We start from the raw sequence: 16541 nt of genomic DNA on the forward strand, positions 1-16541 counted from the left end.
CGGGCCGAGATTCCCGGGGTCTGGGATACTAGAGTGCCCGGAAAAACGGCCGGGCCTGGCGAAGGGCCCCTGCTGATGAGTGACTCCACGGACATCCGGGTGCTGGTGGCCGATGACCAGGCCACCGTGCGTGATGGCCTGGCCACGATCCTCGAATACTCACCCGGGGTGAGCGTGGTGGGCACCGCCGAAAATGGCGAGCGGGCCGTGGCCCTCGCCCGGGAAACCCGGCCCGACGTGGTGCTGATGGACCTGCGCATGCCGATCCTGGACGGTGCCGAGGCGACCCGACAGATCCGTGCCGAGCTGCCGGGCACCGCCGTGCTGGTGCTCACCACCTACGCCGATGACTCCTCGATCGCCGGGGCTCTGTCGGCCGGTGCCTCGGGCTACCTGACCAAGAGTGCGGGCCGCGAGCAGATCCTCGCCGCCCTGACCGCCACGGTCGCCGGACAGCAGACCTTTGCCCCCGAGGTGGCCGCGGTCATGATCCGTGGGCTCGGGCAGCGCTCGGCCCTGCAAGCCCTCGCCCGCGAGGCCGGACTGACCGAGCGCGAGAGCGACGTGCTCGAACGAATGGGGCAGGGCGCGAGCAATCGCGAGATCGCCGAGGCCATGTTTGTCTCGCTCTCCACGGTCAAGACCCACACCAACAACCTCTTCGCCAAGCTCGGGGTCTCCTCCCGCGCCGAGGCGATCGCCCGGCTGGGCGAGAGCGGCTAGGGCTGGGCGAGTCTCGGGGTGGGCGCAGATAGGGGCGCGAGCGGCTAAACCAGCCCCTCGCTCAGTCGTCCGTCGGCCATCTGCCAGCGACGTGTCAAACGCACGTTTTCCAGCATCCGGCGGTCGTGGGTGACCAGGAGTAGGGTGCCGGTGTAGCTTTCCAGCGCCTGTTCAAGCTGTTCGATCGCGGCCAGGTCGAGGTGGTTGGTGGGCTCGTCCAGCACCAGCAGGTTTACGCCGCGGGCCTGGAGCAGCGCGAGTCCGGCGCGGGTGCGCTCGCCGGGGGAGAGCTCGTCCACCGGGCGATCCACGTGGTCGGCGCGCAGCCCGAACTTGGCCAGCAGGGTGCGCACCTCGCCGATTTCCAGCTCGGGCAGCCGCGCGGCCATGGTTTCGGCCAGGGAGGCATCGCCGACCAGCTGGGCGCGGGCCTGATCAACCTCGCCGATCGCGACGCCGGAGCCGAGCGAGGCGCGCCCACTATCCGGGGTGAGCCGACCGAGCAGCAGCGCGAGCAGGGTGGACTTGCCGGCGCCATTGGCCCCGGTGATGCCGATCCGGTCGCCGCCGTTGACCTGCGCGCTGACCGGTCCAAACACGAAGCCGCCGCGATCCAGGGTGGCCGCATCCAGGGTACACACCACGGCGCCTGAGCGGGCAGCCTGCCCGATGGTGAACTCGAGCTTCCACTCCTTACGCGGCTCTTCAACCTCCTCCAGGCGGGAAATCCGGCTCTCCATCTGGCGCACCTTCTGTGCCTGCTTCTCGCTGGACTCCACCGAGGCCTTGCGGCGGATCTTGTCGTTATCGGGCGACTTCTTCATCGCGTTGCGCACACCCTGGCTCGACCACTCGCGCTGCGTGCGCGCCCGCGAGACGAGGTCGGCCTTGGTATCGGCGTACTCCTCATAGGCCTCGCGACGCTGGCGGCGGGCGGTTTCGCGCTCCTCCAGGTAGGCGTCGTAGCCGCCGCCGAAGAGTGAGTTGCGGCCCTGGTGCAGGTCGAGTTCGAGCACCTTGGTGACCGCCCGGCCGAGGAATTCACGGTCGTGGCTGACCAGCACGGCTCCGCCGCGCAGCCCCCGGATGAAGCCCTCCAGGCGCTCCAGACCGTCGAGGTCGAGGTCGTTGGTGGGCTCATCCAGCAGCGCGATATCGAACCGGGAGAGCAGCAGGGCGGCCAAACCCACGCGGGCAGCCTGACCGCCGGAGAGCGCGGTCATCGCGGTGTCGATGGGGAGATCGAGGCCCAGGTCGGCGAGCACCTCGGGGATGCGGTCCTCGAGATCCGCGGCCCCGCTGGCCAGCCAGCGCCCGAGCGCGCGGTCGTAGGCATCGGCGTTGGCCCCGGTGGGATCGGGATCGGCCAGCGCGAGCGCGGCGGAGTCCATCTCCGCCTGGGCATCGGCGCAGCCGGTGCGGCGCTCGATATACGCGGTGATCGTCTCGCCCTCGACCCGTTCACGCTCCTGCGGAAGGTAGCCCACAAACGCGTCGGCGGGGGAGCGGGTGATCGATCCGGAAACCGGGGGAACCAGGCCCGCGAGCACCCGCAGCAGTGTGGACTTTCCGGCGCCGTTGACACCGACGACGCCGATCACGTCGCCCTCGGTGACGGTCAGGTTCAGTCCCTCAAAGAGGATGCGGTGGCCGTAGCCCCCGGCGATGTCGTGGACACCCAGCGTTGCACTCATGGCCCCCATTCTTTCAGTCTCCGCCGGGCGGATCGAGTCACACCCCGAATTACCCAAAAACGCCGGGTCTATATCGAACCGGGTTCCGCCGGGGTTGTAGCGCTGGGCCTGCCCCTGCTGCTGTTTTTCCTGGCGATCGCGGTGTTCTATGTGCCGGTCATCTGGCCGTTTAAGCGACGCCCGCGCGCTCGCGATGCCCCGGCCTTGCTAGCCTGGAGTTCCCGCAATTTCTGGTGAAAGGTGTCGCATGGCCAAGAAGACTCCGGCCCCGGCCGGCACCCCCGCGCTGCGTGCGCTTGCCGAGGCTCAGATCGAGGTGATCGCGCACGAGTACGATCACGATCCGGCCGAGAAAAACTTCGGGCTGGAGGCCGCCAGCAAGCTCGATCTGGACCCCGCCCGCGTCTTCAAGACCCTGGTGGCCAGCGTGGATGGCACCCTCGCCGTCGCGGTGGTCCCGGTGGCCGGGATGCTCGACCTGAAGGCGCTCGCTCAGGCAGTGGGTGGCAAGAAGGCGGAACTTGCGGACACCGGCCTGGCCGAGCGAAAGACCGGCTACATCGTCGGCGGGATCAGCCCGGTGGGTCAGAAGACACCGCTGCCCACGGTCATCGACGAGGAGGCGCAGCTCTACGACACCGTGTTTGTGTCCGGAGGACGCCGCGGCCTCGACATCGAACTTGCGCCCGAAGATCTCGCCCGGATCACCGGCGCGACCTTCGCTCCGATCGCCAAGGACCGGTAGGGGAGGGAAAGGTACGGCGTCGACGTCAGTACGTTGTTGAGGGGCCAGCCTGTTCCTGGGAAAGGTTCACAAACCCCGCAGCCTGACGACGCTGGGTGGCCTCGGCCTGCCGATTGAGCCCGGTGCACCAGCTCGGATACACGCGAAATCCGCGCTTACCCGGATTGGCCGATGACCGGAGAATCCCGAGTTCGGTGAGCCGGGTGGTGTCCCAGACAAACGCCCCGCGGTGCTCGCGATCCTCGATGAAGACGATCATCCCAGCCAGGGTCGGGTCGGCGGTGAAAGGTTCGGTGATGCCGTCGTCTCCGCGCCGCCAGGCCGAGACGAATCCGCCCGGCTTGGTCGGGGTGATCCGCGCGGTGCGGATGCGCCAGCGAGCAGAACCCAGGGTCACGATCCCCGCCGCATAGTCGGCGTTTTCCAGATCATCTTCGACCCGCGCATGGGCGACGTCCGCCGCATCAAACGGGGCACCCCACCAGGGTGGCAATCGGGGATCCATCAGGCCAGTCTAGCGAGCCCAGTTCATCCCGAAAACGAGATCCCACGCACCCGGTTTTGGGACGTCCCGGAGGCAGGGGATGCGGTGCATAAAACGCATCCAAAGTTGCCCATTTGGCACTATTTTTCGCATACTCAGAATATAAATAACGACCGCTTGATCAGGGGTTTAGGCGCATATAGACCACGGTGAATCGCCGTACAATCAGCCATTTTGTTAGGATGGGTGACGTTGCGGGGTTGCCCGGAGCGTCGGTTTATAGCTGCCGGAACCCACGTGGGACCCGCGCCGGCCGTTCGCACAGAGGCAACTTTCGCAGGTGATTTCCCCTCACCAAAACATGCCGAACTGAGGCCAAGGGCCGGAAAGGATGTCGTGGTAGAACGCATTGCGATTATTGGAGCGGGACCGAGTGGAATGGCGCAGTTGCGCGCCTTCGAGGCAGCACGCGAAAGCGGTGCCGAGATCCCCGAAATTGTCTGTTTTGAAAAGCAGGCCGACTGGGGCGGACAGTGGAACTACTCGTGGCGCACCGGAATCGACCAGCACGGCGAGCCCGTGCACTCCAGCATGTACCGCAACCTGTGGTCAAACGGGCCCAAGGAAGCCCTGGAATTTGCCGACTATTCCTTCGATCAGCACTTTGGAAAGCCGATCTCCTCCTACCCGCCGCGCGCGGTGTTGTGGGACTACATCGCCGGCCGAGTTGAGGCGAGCGACGTGCGACGCTTCGTACGTTTCAACACGATTGTGCGCTGGACCCAGGAGACCGAGGATGGTTTCACCGTGGCCTCGGAAAACCTTGCCGATGGTGAAACCACCACCGAGCACTTCGATCGGATCATCGTTGCCTCCGGTCACTTCTCCTTCCCCAACGTGCCCGATTTCGATGGGTTGGAGAACTTCACCGGCGAGGTCATGCACGCCCACGACTTCCGCGGTGCCGAGCGCCTGGCCGGCAAGCGTGTGCTAATGATCGGTGCCAGCTATTCGGCCGAGGACATCGGGATGCAGGCCCACAAGATGGGCGCCGAGCTGGTCACGCTGAGCTACCGCTCGCACGCGATGGGCTTCGACTGGCCCGCCGGGGTCGAGGAACTGCCGCTCGCGGTCGGCTTCGACGGGAACACCGTCACCTTCCGCGACGGATCGGTCCGCGAGGTTGACGCCGTGGTGCTCTGCACCGGCTACCTCCACAAGTACCCGTTCCTCCCGGACTCGCTCGCGCTGTCCTCTCCGAACAACCTCTACCCTGACGGCCTCTATAAGGGCACCGTCTGGCAGGGCAACCCGAACCTGTTCTACGTGGGCGCGCAGGATCAGTGGTTCACCTTCAACATGTTCGACGCGCAGGCCTGGTTTGTGCGCGATGTGATCCTGGGCCGCATTTCCCTGCCGGACGCCGAGGACCGAGCCGCGGATATTCGTCACTGGCTGGCCGAGTACGCGGCGCTGCCCGACCACGACTCCGAGGTCGTCTATCAGGCCACCTACATTCGCGATCTGATTGAGCGCACCGACTACCCGATGTTCGACCTGGACGAGGTGGTACGCATCTTCCAGTCCTGGCAGCACGATAAGCAGGTGGATATCGCCCGTTACCGGGATAAGACCTACCCCTCGGTGATGACCGGCACCATGGCCGCCGTACACCACACCCCGTGGCTCGAGGAGATGGACGACTCGATCGAGCGCTACCTCACCCCGGTGGGGACGGTCTCGGATTCCCGAGATGACGCGATCGACGTGGGAACCCGCGAGCGTGGCGTGACCGCCGCCGCCCGGGTCACCCGCCCGACCTCGCGCCGCTAGGGTCGTATAAAAGCTTAAAACGAGGCCGCCACCCGAATCCGGGTGGCGGCCTCGTCGTGAAATCAAGCGGGTTCGAGGGTGTCCCGCGGTGAGGCGAGAGGCGATCCGGGAACCCCGCGGCGGTGCGCTGGCGGGTGGATTATCCCGCGGGCACCGGTTCGCGCAGCCCGATGACCCGGTTGCGTCCGGCGAGCATTCCGAAGATCGCCTGCGCGATCACGATGCCCAGGAGCACAAACAGCGGGGCCTGCCAGGAGCCGGTCGCATCGTGGATCAGGCCGATCACGATCGGGCCGAAGGCCGCGAACAGGTAGCCGATCGACTGTGCCATGCCGGACAGCGCGGCGGCCTGACCGTGGTGCGAGGTGCGCAGTCCAAACATGCTCAGCACGATCACGATCGAGGCACCACCGGCGGCCCCCAGCAGCGCGGCCCAGAGGACCGCCAGGGTCGGATCGATCAGCACGCCGATGACGCCGGCCGCCGAGAAGAGCGCGGATCCCAGCGCCAGTAGGCTCTGGTTTTTCGAGCGCTGGACCAGCGCCGCCGCGGTGATCGTCGAGAGCACACCCACCAGCTGGAGCTCGGACTGGTGGAATCCGGCGGTGGTGGCATCGATGCCGGCGGAGCGTTCGATCGAGGGCAGCCAGGTGATGATCGAGTAGAACACCGTGGATTGCAGGCCCATGAACGCGGTGACCTGCCAGGCTAGCGCGCTCTTCCAGGGCGAGCGGTACTGGCCGGGGTGCGGGTCCAGGGCGGCGGGGCGATCGTGGAGTGGCAGGGTGCGCGAGCGCAGCTGCGGCCAGAACACCGCCAGGGCGATCACCGCGAGCCCGGCCCAGATACCCAGGGCGAGACGCCAGCCGCTCCCGTCGGCACCGGCGATGGGGACGGCGAGACCCGAGGCAATGGCCGCCGCGGTGCCCTGCACGGCCGAGTACCAGCCGGTGACGCTGCCCACACGATCGGGGAAGTCGCGCTTGATCAGCGAGGGCAGGACCACGTTGATCACCGCGATCGCGATACCCAGCAGCACGGTGCCGATCCAGAGGCCCGGGGACCAGGGCAGCGAGCGGATAACGATGGCGATTGCGAGCAGCCCTAGGGAGGCACCCAGCGCGCGTTCCATGCCGAGCTTGTGGGCGATGAACGGGGCGACCGGGGAGACCAGGGCGAAGGCGACCAGCGGAATCGAGATCAGCACCGAGGCGAGGGCCGCCGAGATGCCGTGGTCAATCTGGATGTTGCCGAGCACGGGACCGACCGGGGTGATGGCCGCGCGCAGGTTCGCGCCGATAAGCAGGATGCCCACCAGGAGCAGGCCGGTGCGGGCGCCGCGGTTTGTGGTGGGTGGGGCTGAGGGTGTTGTCATGTGTGTTCTTTCGGTTAGACAGGTAAAAGTGTGGGGACGCGGACGGGCGCTCGATGACCGGTCTGCGGCGGGGTGTTTGCGGGTGCCTCGGGGCGGAAACCCGGGAGGTGGTGGATGTTTGGCATGTCCGCGATCAGGTAGGGTGCGGGGTGCGGGGTGCGGGATGAGCCCAGGATTCGGCGGGGTGCCGGAATTCCGAGGGTGCGGCGCTGGCTCTGCGCCCGCCGGGGTGCCTAGGGCTCGGCGGGGGTGAACATGGACCGCGCGCACTCGACCAGGTGGGCCGCCAGCGCGTCGGCGCGATCGGCGTCTCCGGCGATGATGGCATCCAGAAGCTCGTGATGGCTCTCGTGCCCGTGGGTGATGAAGGCGCGAAACGCCTCGACATCGTCACCGTGGATGGGGAGCGATTCGAGCTGGGTAGCCACCGCATCCAGATCCACATATAGGTCGGCGAGGAGGGAGTTGCCCGCCGCGCGCACGATGATCTCGTGGAATTTCACGTCGTGACTGATGTAGTCCCTCACATTATCCGATGCGTCACGCCGCGCCAGCGCCTCACGCAGCGCCTCGTGGTCGGCGGGGGTGGCGCGGTGGGCCGCGCGGCGTGCCGTGTGGCGCTCGAGGAGGGCGCGTACCTCGAGGAGGTCGTCGAGGTGATCCGGGGTGACCCGTCGCGTCAGCTGAACTTGGAGTTCGCTGCGAGCCCGGACGTAGGTTCCGTCTCCGGCGCGGGCCTCCAGAAGGCCCGAATGGACCAGGGAACGCAGCGCCTCCCGCACGCTTCCGCGACCGATCCCATAGGTTTTGGCGAGGGTCATCTCCGTGGGGATGCGGGTGCCCGGGGGCCACTCATCCGCGTCGATCTTGGCCCGGATGTCCGCGGCGACGCGCTGTGGCACCGTCACGGTGCGGGGGCCGCCCCCGCGATTCGCCCCGGCTTTTGGGGCGCTGGCAGGCACGGAGTTCTCGATGGAATCGGGGGAGGAGGGGGCGTTTTTGGGCACGCGTTAAATGTAGGACATTTAGGACCAAATCACAATCGGTTTGTTCTGAGTCTCTGGGAGTCCAGCAATTTACCGGGTAAATCCGGTGACACTGGAGGACAGGTTGCACGGCATCACACCGCGGGGGGCGGGGTGGCCGCCAACCGGAACGGAAGCGAAAACCTCTCATGTGGGAAACCTCCGGCCGTCTCCTTCGGCTACTTGCACTTCTCCAACAGCGCCACGGCTGGTCCGCCGATCAACTGGGCCGCCAACTGGGTGTCACCGCGCGCACCGTCAGGCGTGATATCGCCCAGCTCCGTGAGGACGGCTACCCGATCGATTCCACCTTTGGAACCGGTGGGGGCTACTACCTCGACCCGGGTACCGCGTTGCCGCCGATCGTGATCGATGCCGATGAGGCCGTGGCCGTCCAGCTTGCGCTGCGAGCGGCAAAGATGCATCGTGAGCACCGCGACGAGCTTCTGGATACCGTGAGCGAAAAAATCAGCGCGGTCATGCCGGGCCGGCTCGACTCCACCATGGAGGCCCTGTATCGGCATGCGGACTTTCTGGACATCTCACACCTGGCCGGAATGTCCATCGACGCGCCACCCCCGCTGCTGCTGATCCGCCTGGCCCGCGCGTGCAGGGAGCGGCGACGGGTGGATGCCGAATTTTCAGATCCGGTGGGCCGGGAGATTAGCCGCCGCATCGAGCCGCTACGCCTGGCCTATTCGCGGGGTGCCTGGCATGCGGTGGTGTACCTGCTGGAGTCCGCCGAGTGGAGGGTGATTCCGCTGGATCGGTTCCGCCGGGTCGTGATTACCTCGGTCGCCTCCGTCCCGCGGCGGGAGCCCGCGGTGGATCTGGACCGTTTCGTCCGGGAACACACGGGAGCCCCGGCGATGCGACAGTTCGTGGTGCGGATCGAACGCGACCTCACCCGCGTGCGCCGCTGGGTCCTCCCGGCCTGGGGCAAGGTGGAGCGTTTGAGCGAGGGCAGCAGTGTCATTCGGATCACCGCGCCCGATCCCGATGCCGTGGCCCGGTGGCTCCTGCTCCTGGATGCCGACGTGGAGGTACTCGAACCCGAGGATCTCAAACTCGCCTTCGCCGAGCTTGCCGCGCGGGCGGCGCGGGCCAGCGGCAGGCTCGGGTTGGCGGGCTAAGCTCTCGGAGTAGGTGGGTGGGTCCTCGGATGTCCGCGGCAGGCTTGGAATGGCGGGGTAGGCTCCTCGGATCCCCGCGGCAGGCTCGGAATCTCGAGGTAGGCCTCTCGGGCCCAGGGGCCAGCTCGGAATGGCGGGGTAGGCTCCTCGGGTCCCCGCGGCCGACGCTAGCGAATGAGTCGCGGGACCGCGCGAACGTACACGAGCATGCCGGTCAGCTCAACCAGGGTCTGGGTCACCACCACCAGGGCCGACGCGTTGAGCGGTTCGGGGAGAGCCAGGGCCAGGGGGAGCACCACGAGTGAGTTGCGGGTGGCGCCGCTCATGGTGAGTGCCCGGGTGCCGGCGACATCCAGGCCGAAGGCTTTTCCGGCGAGGACGCCCAGCGGAAGCATCACGATCAGGAACAGAATAAAAGTGGGAACCGCGATCAGGACGGTGGCGAGGTCGGAGCCGATTTTTGCGCTCTGCGCACCCACCACCGTCAACAGGGTGGCCATCATGAGCGGGACCATACCCACGGCACCCGCGCGTTCGATGCCGCGGGAGAGTCGCGAGCGCCGCCGGGTGGCCTGCACCACAGCGGCCAAGATCAGCGGAATCAGGAGCAGCACGATCAGTGCTTCGACAAACGGGCCGGGTTCGAGGCGGAGGGACTCGGTGCCCACCATCAGCGGCAGGTAGAGCGGGATGAGCGCCGCCTGCACCAGTAGCAGGAGCGGGGCGGTGGCGAGGAGTCGATCCCGGGCACCGCCGGCGAGTCCGGTGAACGCGATCACATAGTCCACGCACGGTGCCAGCAGTACCAGGACGATCCCCACCCGGGTGCCCGCCTCCACCGGCGCTCCGGCTAGGAGGAGGCCGTGATCGGTGCGGGTCAGGAGCCACACCACCGCCGGGACCACCACAAAGTTCAGGGTGAGGATCGCGCCCAGAAAGCGCCCATCGCGCAGCGCGGGTCCGAGCCGGGCCAGCGGAACCGCGAGGAACGTGGCGCACATGAGGAGGGCCAGGACCGGGGTGAGCGCGGCCTCAAGCGGGGAGGCGAGAGCGGGCATCCACGAACCCGCCGCGATGCCCAGGAGCACCGCGGCGAGGCACAGCGGAAGTTGGAAGCGTTCGAGACGTTCGATTATGGCTCGACCCGGTCGGGGTGCGAGCCCACCCGTCCATCCTCGCGGCCCAGCGTGTCGATCAGGGCGAGGTCGTCCGAGGTGAGGGTGAAGTCATCCAGGGCGAGGTTTTCGGCCATCCGGGACGGGGTGACCGACTTGGGGATCACGATGCGTCCCTGCTGCAGGTGCCAGCGCAGGATGACCTGGGCCGGGCTGCGATCCACCCGGGCGGCGATCCGGGCAATCTCGGGATCGGATAGGCCCTTGCCGCGGGCCAGCGGGCTCCACGCCTCGGTGGCAATTCCGTGCTCGCGGTGGAAGGCGACGGCCTCGTGCTGGGGCAGCGCGGGGTGCAGCTCGATCTGGTTGATCGCGGGAACCACCTCGGCCGTCTCCAGCAGGCGGGTCAGGTGGGTGGGGGTGAAGTTGGAGACGCCGATGGTGCGCACCCGACCGTCGGCGTAGAGCCGTTCCAGGGCACGCCAGGTTTCGCGGTACAGGTCTTGCCGGGGGCAGGGCCAGTGGATCAGGAACATGTCGAGGGTGTCGAGGCCCAGCAGCTCCATGCTGCGGTCGAAGGCGGCGAGGGTTTTGTCAAAACCGTGTTCGGTGTTCCACACCTTGCTGGTGATGAAGAGGTCATCACGGGCGAGCCCCGATTCGGCGATCGCCGTGCCGACACCGGCCTCGTTGCCGTAGAGCGCGGCGGTATCGATGCTGCGGTACCCCAGGTCCAGCGCGCTGGCGACCGCCGCACGGGTTTCCTCATCGGGAACCTTATAGACGCCAAACCCAATCTGGGGAATGACAACACCATTGTTCAGGGTTACGTTGGGTGTGGTCACGTATTCTCCTTGCTCGCGAGTGTTTCTAATCTACTCATAGCCGGGTGAACCCGCGAAGCACATCCCATTTGCGTCACGCCCACGAAACTCTCGGGAATCGCTGCCAATCTGGTGTGACGCCAAACCGAAAGGGTCATCGATGTCTGCTCCCTCCGCTCGCCTTGCCGTTACGGGTTCCACCGGTGCACTGGGAGGTGCGGTCGCGGCGGCGCTCGCCGAAGCCGGACGCGAGCAACGCCTGATCGTGCGCAGTGCCGGCCGAGCTCCGCGGCTGGAGGGCGCAAGTATCGCCACCGCATCGTATGGTCACACCCCGGAGGCCAAGGATGCGCTGCGCGGCATCGACGTGCTATTCATGGTGTCCGCGGCGGAGAGCGCCGACCGGGTGGCCGAGCACATCGGGATGATCAACGCGGCCGCCGAGGCCGGGGTCACCCACATCGTCTATACCTCCTTTGTTGGCGCGGCCGAGGACTCGGTGTTTACGCTGGCTCGGGACCACTGGGCCACCGAGCAGCACCTGCGGGCCAGCGGGGTGAACTACACGATTCTGCGCGATAACTTCTATCTGGATGCCCTGGTGAGCTTTGCCGATGCCGACGGCGTCATCCGTGGTCCGGCCGGTGAGGGCCGGGTGGCCGCGGTGGCCCGCCGCGACATCGCCGCGGTGGCTACCCGAATCCTGCTGGATCCGGCGGCGCATCGCGGACACACCTACACGCTGACCGGACCCGCTTCGATCACCCTCGCCGAGGTGGCCGAGGCCCTGACCCGGCACACCGGAACCCCCACCCGATTCGAGAACGAGACCGTCGAGGAGGCCTACGCCTCCCGCGCCCACTACGGGGTGCCGAGCTGGCAGGAGGACGCCTGGGTGTCCACCTATACGGCAATCGCCGCGGGCGAGTTCGACGTGGTGACCGACGACATCCGGCTGCTCACCGGCAACCCCGCAACCGGGATTGATGCGCTGCTGACCGGCGCCGAATAACACCGTCGACCAGCGTTGAGTGGTACTACTGACCAGTGCCGGGCAGCACTATCGACCCGCGTTGAGTAGTAATGCTGGCCGGTACTGAGTAGTACTGCTGACCGGTGCTGAGTAGTACTGCAGACCGGCGCCGGTCTGCACGGTTCGCTAGGCTGGGATGGTGGGTGGCGCGAGTGCCCACCATCTTGCTGCGTGGCGAAAGGGATCATCATGGGAACCATCGGCCTGATTTTGGGTATCGCGATCGTGGCGGTGGTCCTGGTGCTGTTCCTGCGCCGGTCCCGCTCGGTGTTTGCCGAACGGGGTACCTCGGGTACCCCCACCGAGCGCGGTGGCGTTGCCGACGCGAACCGGTTCGACATCGTGCAGATCCCCGCTGATGAGCCCGGCGCCCGCGAGTACATCCTGCGCGATGACAAGACCGGCTCGCGCATCCAGGTGATGACCGTGTTCACCCGCGCGCAGGTGGTTCAGGTGGTCATCCCCAAGAAGCACCTGGGCACCGGGGTGGAGTTTGAACTGTTCCACGCGGTTGCCGCGAACCTCCCCGAGGTGGAGAACTGGACCTGGCCGCCGATGACCGTCGAGGGTCGCGACGCCCTGGCCCGCTACGTTCGCGAGAACCCCGGCGTGGTGTTCTACGACTCCAACGGGCTGCAGATCCGCTAGTGCTCTAGCGCTCGTTAGCTCTCATCGGCGGCTCCGATCGGTCCCAGCAGGCTTGACGCCACGGTGGCGTGCGCTGATTCGGCATCCGAGGGGTGGAAGATTCCCGCAAGCACGTCGCGGTAGAGACGGGACAGCTCGTTGGAGCTGAAGTAGCTGGACCCACCGGACACCCGGATCGCGTGGTCCACCACCCGACGCGCCTGCTCGGTAGCGCGATGCTTGAGCCCGGAGAGCTGGGCGAACCAGCGCGCGCCATGCGGGGCATCGGTATCGAAGTCTCGGGCGATGGTCGCGAGCTGCGGAAGGATCGCGTCGATCAGCAGACCCGCGTCGGCGATCTGCCAGCGGATGTCGGGATCGTCGGAATACGGGCGTCCGGACTTTTTGGAACGCCGGGTGGTGACCGTCTTCACCGCGAGTTCCAACGCCCGCTCGGCGATTCCGGTATAGACCGAGGCCAGCAGGACCTCAAATGCGGCAAAGATGCCGAAGATGAGAGGATCCCCGCCCGGGCCCACATCGAGCCGGCGAACCACGCGCTCGGCCGGCGCATACGCCCCGTGTAGCTCGGTGGTGCGGGACTGGCTTGCCCGCATTCCCAGGGTGTCCCAGTCGTCGCGGTGAACCACGTTTTTGTCGCGGGCCACAAAACCAAAAACGATCTTGGGGGCATCGGGTGAGGAGTTATCACGGCCCATGGTGCCCAGGTGGGACCAGGCGGGGGAGAGCGAGGTGAAGATTTTGGTGCCGGTGAAGCGGTAGCCACCGGTCCCGTCGGGCTCGGCAACGGTGTCCGAATCGAAGAGGACGAGGTCATTCCCGGCCTCGCTCACGCCGAACGCAAACACCTCCCCGGCGACCGCCCCGCGCAGCACAAAGTCGAGGCTCGAGTCTCCGCGCTCGTACAGGTAGCGCGCGACCGAAACCCACACCTGATGCATGTTGATGGCCAGCGCCGTGGCCGGTGCCGCGCCTGCCAGCAGCCGCTGGGCGCGGCTGAGCTCGGGCAGACCAAACCCCGAACCGCCGAGTTCAACCGGAACACCGGCGCTCAGATAGCCGGCCGCCGTGAGATCGGCCAGGTCAGCATCAAAAAAGGCGTTGTGTGCGTCGTTTTCGGCCGCGCGGGCGTGGATCGCCGCCAGGACCTCCGCGGTCAGCAGCGATTCGGCTGACGCTGGCGCTGGCGCTGGCGCTGGCGCAGACGCAGTCGCTGGCGCTGGCGCAGACGCAGTCGCTGGCGCTGGCGCAGACCCAGACGCAGTCGCAGACGCAGACGCAGAGGCAGACGCAGAGGCAAGGGCAGAGACGCCAGGGGCGGCGGTAGGACTGGTGTTTTCGGTCATGAATCCCACCATACGCCGACCACTATCCACTCGCATCGGTCCGCGAAACCTGTGGAGAAAAAGCTAGCTGTGCAGGGCTGTGAGCAACTCGGCAAACTCGGCGAAGGCCCGCTCGCTGGCGGCTCGTGCGGGCTCCAGCGCGTCGACCATCACCAGGAAACCGTGCGGGAGTCCCGGCTCGGTCCGCACGCTCACCAGGGTGCCGGCGGCCTGCAAGCGCTGGGCAAACGCGATGCCCTCATCGTGGAGGGGATCCAGCTCGGCCGCGACCAACAGCGTGGGCGGGAACCCGATCATCGAACCGGAAATCGGGGACACGCTGGACGCACCCCGGTCGATACCCGCGGGCACCCACTGCTCGATGTACCACTCCAGGTCCGCGGTATCCAGTCCGTGCCCGGTTCCATACTTCTCGACGCTGGGGAAGGAGAGGGTCATATCGGTCATCGGGTAGCCCAACAGCAGGGCGTGCACCCGCTCACCCCGGGCCAGCAGGCGCGCGGTTGCCAGGAGCGCGATGGCCGCCCCGGCGCTGTCTCCGGCCAGCGCGATGCGCGGGGTTCGGGTACGGGCGTAGGCGACGGCGGCGATCGCGTCGTCCACGGCGGCCGGTGCCGGGTGCTCGGGCGCGCGGCGGTAGTCGACGGCGATCACCGCGGTGGAGGTGGCCACGGCGAGGCGTCGGCACAGGGCGTCGTGGGAGGCCAGATCGCCCACCACAAAGCCGCCTCCGTGCAGATAAACGATGCTGGTTTCGGGATCCGCCTCGGCCGGAACGTAGGTGCGTACTCGCACATCGGCACCGACCGTGGCCTCCAAGACCTCGGCCATTGCCGGTCCCGGGGCACGGCCAGCCGCGCGGTCGGCCCCGCGTCCACGCACTCGCTCGACGCCGAGTTCGCGGCAGTTCGGTCCGTTATCCGCGCGGATAGCCTCGAGCCAGGCGCGCATGTCCGGGTGCAGGGAAACGGGGGATTCCGGGGTCGTGCTCATGAGCGCAGATTATCACGCGGAGAGGCCGGTCGAAACGCACACGGCGTCCCACGATGCTTCGGCAGCCCCAACGCCGACCGCCCCGGTCCAGGAGGGCCGGGGCGGTCGGGGCAAAACTAGGAGGGGATGCGGATGGGCTCGGTGTCGGGCATCGGCCCGACCTCGCGATTGCGCAGGTCGGGATGCCAGCGTTTGCCCAGCATGGGCACGATTGTGCCCAGCGCCAGGAACGCGCCGGCGACCCAGAAGGCCCCCTGCTCGCCGTTGTGGTCGATCATGAATCCGGCGGCGGCGGATCCCAGGGCCGAACCGATCAGCTGTCCGGTTCCCACCCAGCCATAGGCTTCGGCAGTGTCGGAGAACTTCACGCTCGAGGACACGATGGCAAACAGCACGGCCAGGGCCGGGGCGATGCCGAGTCCGGCGATCAGCAGGGTGATCGCCAGGCCCCAGAAGTTGAGGAAGAACATCGCCAGCGCGACACCGATGAAGACCACGGCCATGCGGCGTCCCAGGGCCCACGGGCCGATCGGGATGCCACCGGAGGCCAGGCCACCAAACAGGCTTCCGATCGAGAAGACGGCGAGGATCAGTCCCGCCTCGATCCCGTCGTGGCCGAAGGTGGCCACCACGCCCGCCTCGACGGCCGCGACACCACCGATCAGCAGGAAGCCAACGATGGTGGCCAGCATGACCGGAGGGCGGCGCAGCACCACACCAAACTTGCGCTTGCTGCGCGGGATGCGCACGCGGCCCACCTCGGGCAGCACGATGAACCAGAGGCCACCGCCCACCAGCATGACCATCGCGGTGAGGATGCCCCACTGGGTACCGATCTGGGTGGCGATAAAGGTGGTGATCACCGGGCCCAGGACCCAGATGATCTCCTGGGCGGAGGCGTCGAGGGAGAACAGCGGGGTCAGCTGCTTGGAGTTGACCATCTTGGGATAGATGGTGCGCACCGCCGGCTGGACCGGGGGTGTGCTCAGCCCGCAGATCACGGCGAGGATGACGTAGATGCCGACATCGCCATGAATCAGGGCGATCGAGGTGCCGGAAATGGCACATACGGCGGTCGTGAGGATCAGGACCGGGCGGATTCCCCAGGCTCCCATCCAGCGACTGGTCAGGGGTCCCGCAACCGCCTGGCCGATACTTGTGGCGGCTAGAACCAGGCCCGCCTTGCCGTAGGACCCGGTGACCTGCTCCACGTGTAGGAGGAAGGCCAGCGAAAGCATTCCAAAGGGAAAGCGTGCCACGAGCTGGGCGGTGATGATTCGACCGACTCCCGGGGTCGCCAGGAGGTTCGAATATGCACTCATATGTTAATTGTAAGCGCCGATGCCGAACTCGTTGTGGTGGGTTATCCGGCCCGAGTGTGGCGAGGCGTAAGACACGCCGCGGGGGTGCCGTATGACTAAAAATGATGTCGGGGGTGACGCGTAGTGTGAGGGCCATCGAAGACACGCCGGTCACGGCGTTTATTGCCCCCAAACCACGGGGTAGTCCGCCCACAGGAACTGTGGAAAACCCCGTGGATGAACGGTGGATAACTCTCCAAAACGGTGGA

The 16541-nt window shown here is 67.0% G+C and carries 16 protein-coding genes; 6 read left to right on the plus strand and 10 right to left on the minus strand.

Annotation, left to right across the window (positions count from 1 at the left end):
- Window positions 1-75: 75 nt before the first annotated feature.
- Window positions 76-723, plus strand: a complete 648-nt coding sequence (locus IE92_RS0109780; RefSeq protein WP_030148314.1) for a response regulator transcription factor — start codon at window positions 76-78, stop codon at window positions 721-723.
- 44 nt (window positions 724-767) lie between these two features.
- Here the strand turns inward: IE92_RS0109780 and abc-f are convergent, their stop codons facing one another.
- Complete coding sequence (gene abc-f / locus IE92_RS0109785) at window positions 768-2417, minus strand: ribosomal protection-like ABC-F family protein (RefSeq protein WP_030148315.1); 1650 nt, start codon at window positions 2415-2417, stop codon at window positions 768-770.
- 247 nt (window positions 2418-2664) lie between these two features.
- Between abc-f and ybaK the strand changes: the two genes are divergently transcribed.
- Complete coding sequence (gene ybaK / locus IE92_RS0109790; RefSeq protein WP_030148316.1) at window positions 2665-3162, plus strand: Cys-tRNA(Pro) deacylase; 498 nt, start codon at window positions 2665-2667, stop codon at window positions 3160-3162.
- Between the two features lie 25 nt (window positions 3163-3187).
- Here the strand turns inward: ybaK and IE92_RS0109795 are convergent, their stop codons facing one another.
- Entirely contained in the window at window positions 3188-3667 is a 480-nt protein-coding gene (locus IE92_RS0109795; RefSeq protein ID WP_030148317.1) for a MepB family protein, read from the minus strand.
- A gap of 375 nt (window positions 3668-4042) precedes the next feature.
- Here IE92_RS0109795 and IE92_RS0109800 point away from each other — a divergent pair, with 375 nt between their 5' ends.
- Window positions 4043-5479, plus strand: coding sequence for an NAD(P)-binding domain-containing protein (locus tag IE92_RS0109800; RefSeq protein ID WP_081863906.1), 1437 nt, complete (start codon window positions 4043-4045; stop codon window positions 5477-5479).
- A gap of 139 nt (window positions 5480-5618) precedes the next feature.
- On the opposite strand, the gene IE92_RS0109805 is transcribed toward IE92_RS0109800, so the two are convergent.
- On the minus strand, window positions 5619-6854 hold the full coding sequence (locus IE92_RS0109805; RefSeq protein WP_030148319.1) for a CynX/NimT family MFS transporter: 1236 nt from the start codon (window positions 6852-6854) through the stop codon (window positions 5619-5621).
- Between the two features lie 233 nt (window positions 6855-7087).
- Entirely contained in the window at window positions 7088-7861 is a 774-nt protein-coding gene (locus IE92_RS0109810) for a FadR/GntR family transcriptional regulator (protein ID WP_081863905.1), read from the minus strand.
- A 167-nt stretch (window positions 7862-8028) separates the two neighbouring features.
- On the opposite strand from IE92_RS0109810, the gene IE92_RS0109815 reads away from it, so the two are divergent.
- Window positions 8029-9012, plus strand: coding sequence for a helix-turn-helix transcriptional regulator (locus IE92_RS0109815; protein ID WP_030148321.1), 984 nt, complete (start codon window positions 8029-8031; stop codon window positions 9010-9012).
- Between the two features lie 167 nt (window positions 9013-9179).
- On the opposite strand, the gene IE92_RS0109820 is transcribed toward IE92_RS0109815, so the two are convergent.
- Both IE92_RS0109820 and IE92_RS0109825 read right to left on the minus strand, forming a co-directional pair.
- Window positions 9180-10070, minus strand: coding sequence for an arsenic resistance protein (locus tag IE92_RS0109820; RefSeq protein WP_081864011.1), 891 nt, complete (start codon window positions 10068-10070; stop codon window positions 9180-9182).
- A 74-nt stretch (window positions 10071-10144) separates the two neighbouring features.
- Window positions 10145-10972, minus strand: coding sequence for an aldo/keto reductase (locus tag IE92_RS0109825; protein ID WP_030148323.1), 828 nt, complete (start codon window positions 10970-10972; stop codon window positions 10145-10147).
- A 139-nt stretch (window positions 10973-11111) separates the two neighbouring features.
- On the opposite strand from IE92_RS0109825, the gene IE92_RS0109830 reads away from it, so the two are divergent.
- Together IE92_RS0109830 and IE92_RS0109835 are read left to right on the plus strand one after the other, a co-directional pair.
- Entirely contained in the window at window positions 11112-11963 is an 852-nt protein-coding gene (locus tag IE92_RS0109830; RefSeq protein ID WP_030149642.1) for an SDR family oxidoreductase, read from the plus strand.
- Between the two features lie 210 nt (window positions 11964-12173).
- The gene (locus IE92_RS0109835) at window positions 12174-12632 is read left to right on the plus strand and encodes a hypothetical protein (RefSeq protein WP_030148325.1); all 459 of its coding nucleotides are present in this window, start codon (window positions 12174-12176) and stop codon (window positions 12630-12632) included.
- A gap of 14 nt (window positions 12633-12646) precedes the next feature.
- Here the strand turns inward: IE92_RS0109835 and IE92_RS0109840 are convergent, their stop codons facing one another.
- The 4 genes from IE92_RS0109840 to IE92_RS0109850 form a co-directional block, all read right to left on the minus strand.
- Window positions 12647-13795 carry an acyl-CoA dehydrogenase family protein gene (locus tag IE92_RS0109840; RefSeq protein WP_030148326.1) on the minus strand — a complete coding sequence of 383 codons (1149 nt, stop codon included), beginning with the start codon at window positions 13793-13795 and terminating at the stop codon, window positions 12647-12649.
- Window positions 13789-13932, minus strand: a complete 144-nt coding sequence (locus IE92_RS18945; protein ID WP_245601290.1) for a hypothetical protein — start codon at window positions 13930-13932, stop codon at window positions 13789-13791. The genes IE92_RS0109840 and IE92_RS18945 overlap by 7 nt, the downstream gene beginning before the upstream one ends.
- A gap of 109 nt (window positions 13933-14041) precedes the next feature.
- A complete protein-coding gene (locus IE92_RS0109845) occupies window positions 14042-14971 on the minus strand; it encodes an alpha/beta hydrolase (RefSeq protein ID WP_030149641.1) in 930 nt (309 codons plus the stop codon).
- 116 nt (window positions 14972-15087) lie between these two features.
- Entirely contained in the window at window positions 15088-16293 is a 1206-nt protein-coding gene (locus tag IE92_RS0109850; RefSeq protein WP_030148328.1) for an MFS transporter, read from the minus strand.
- Window positions 16294-16541: the final 248 nt, after the last annotated feature.

The organism is Mycetocola saprophilus (assembly GCF_000718085.1).
Taxonomy (GTDB): domain Bacteria; phylum Actinomycetota; class Actinomycetes; order Actinomycetales; family Microbacteriaceae; genus Mycetocola; species Mycetocola saprophilus.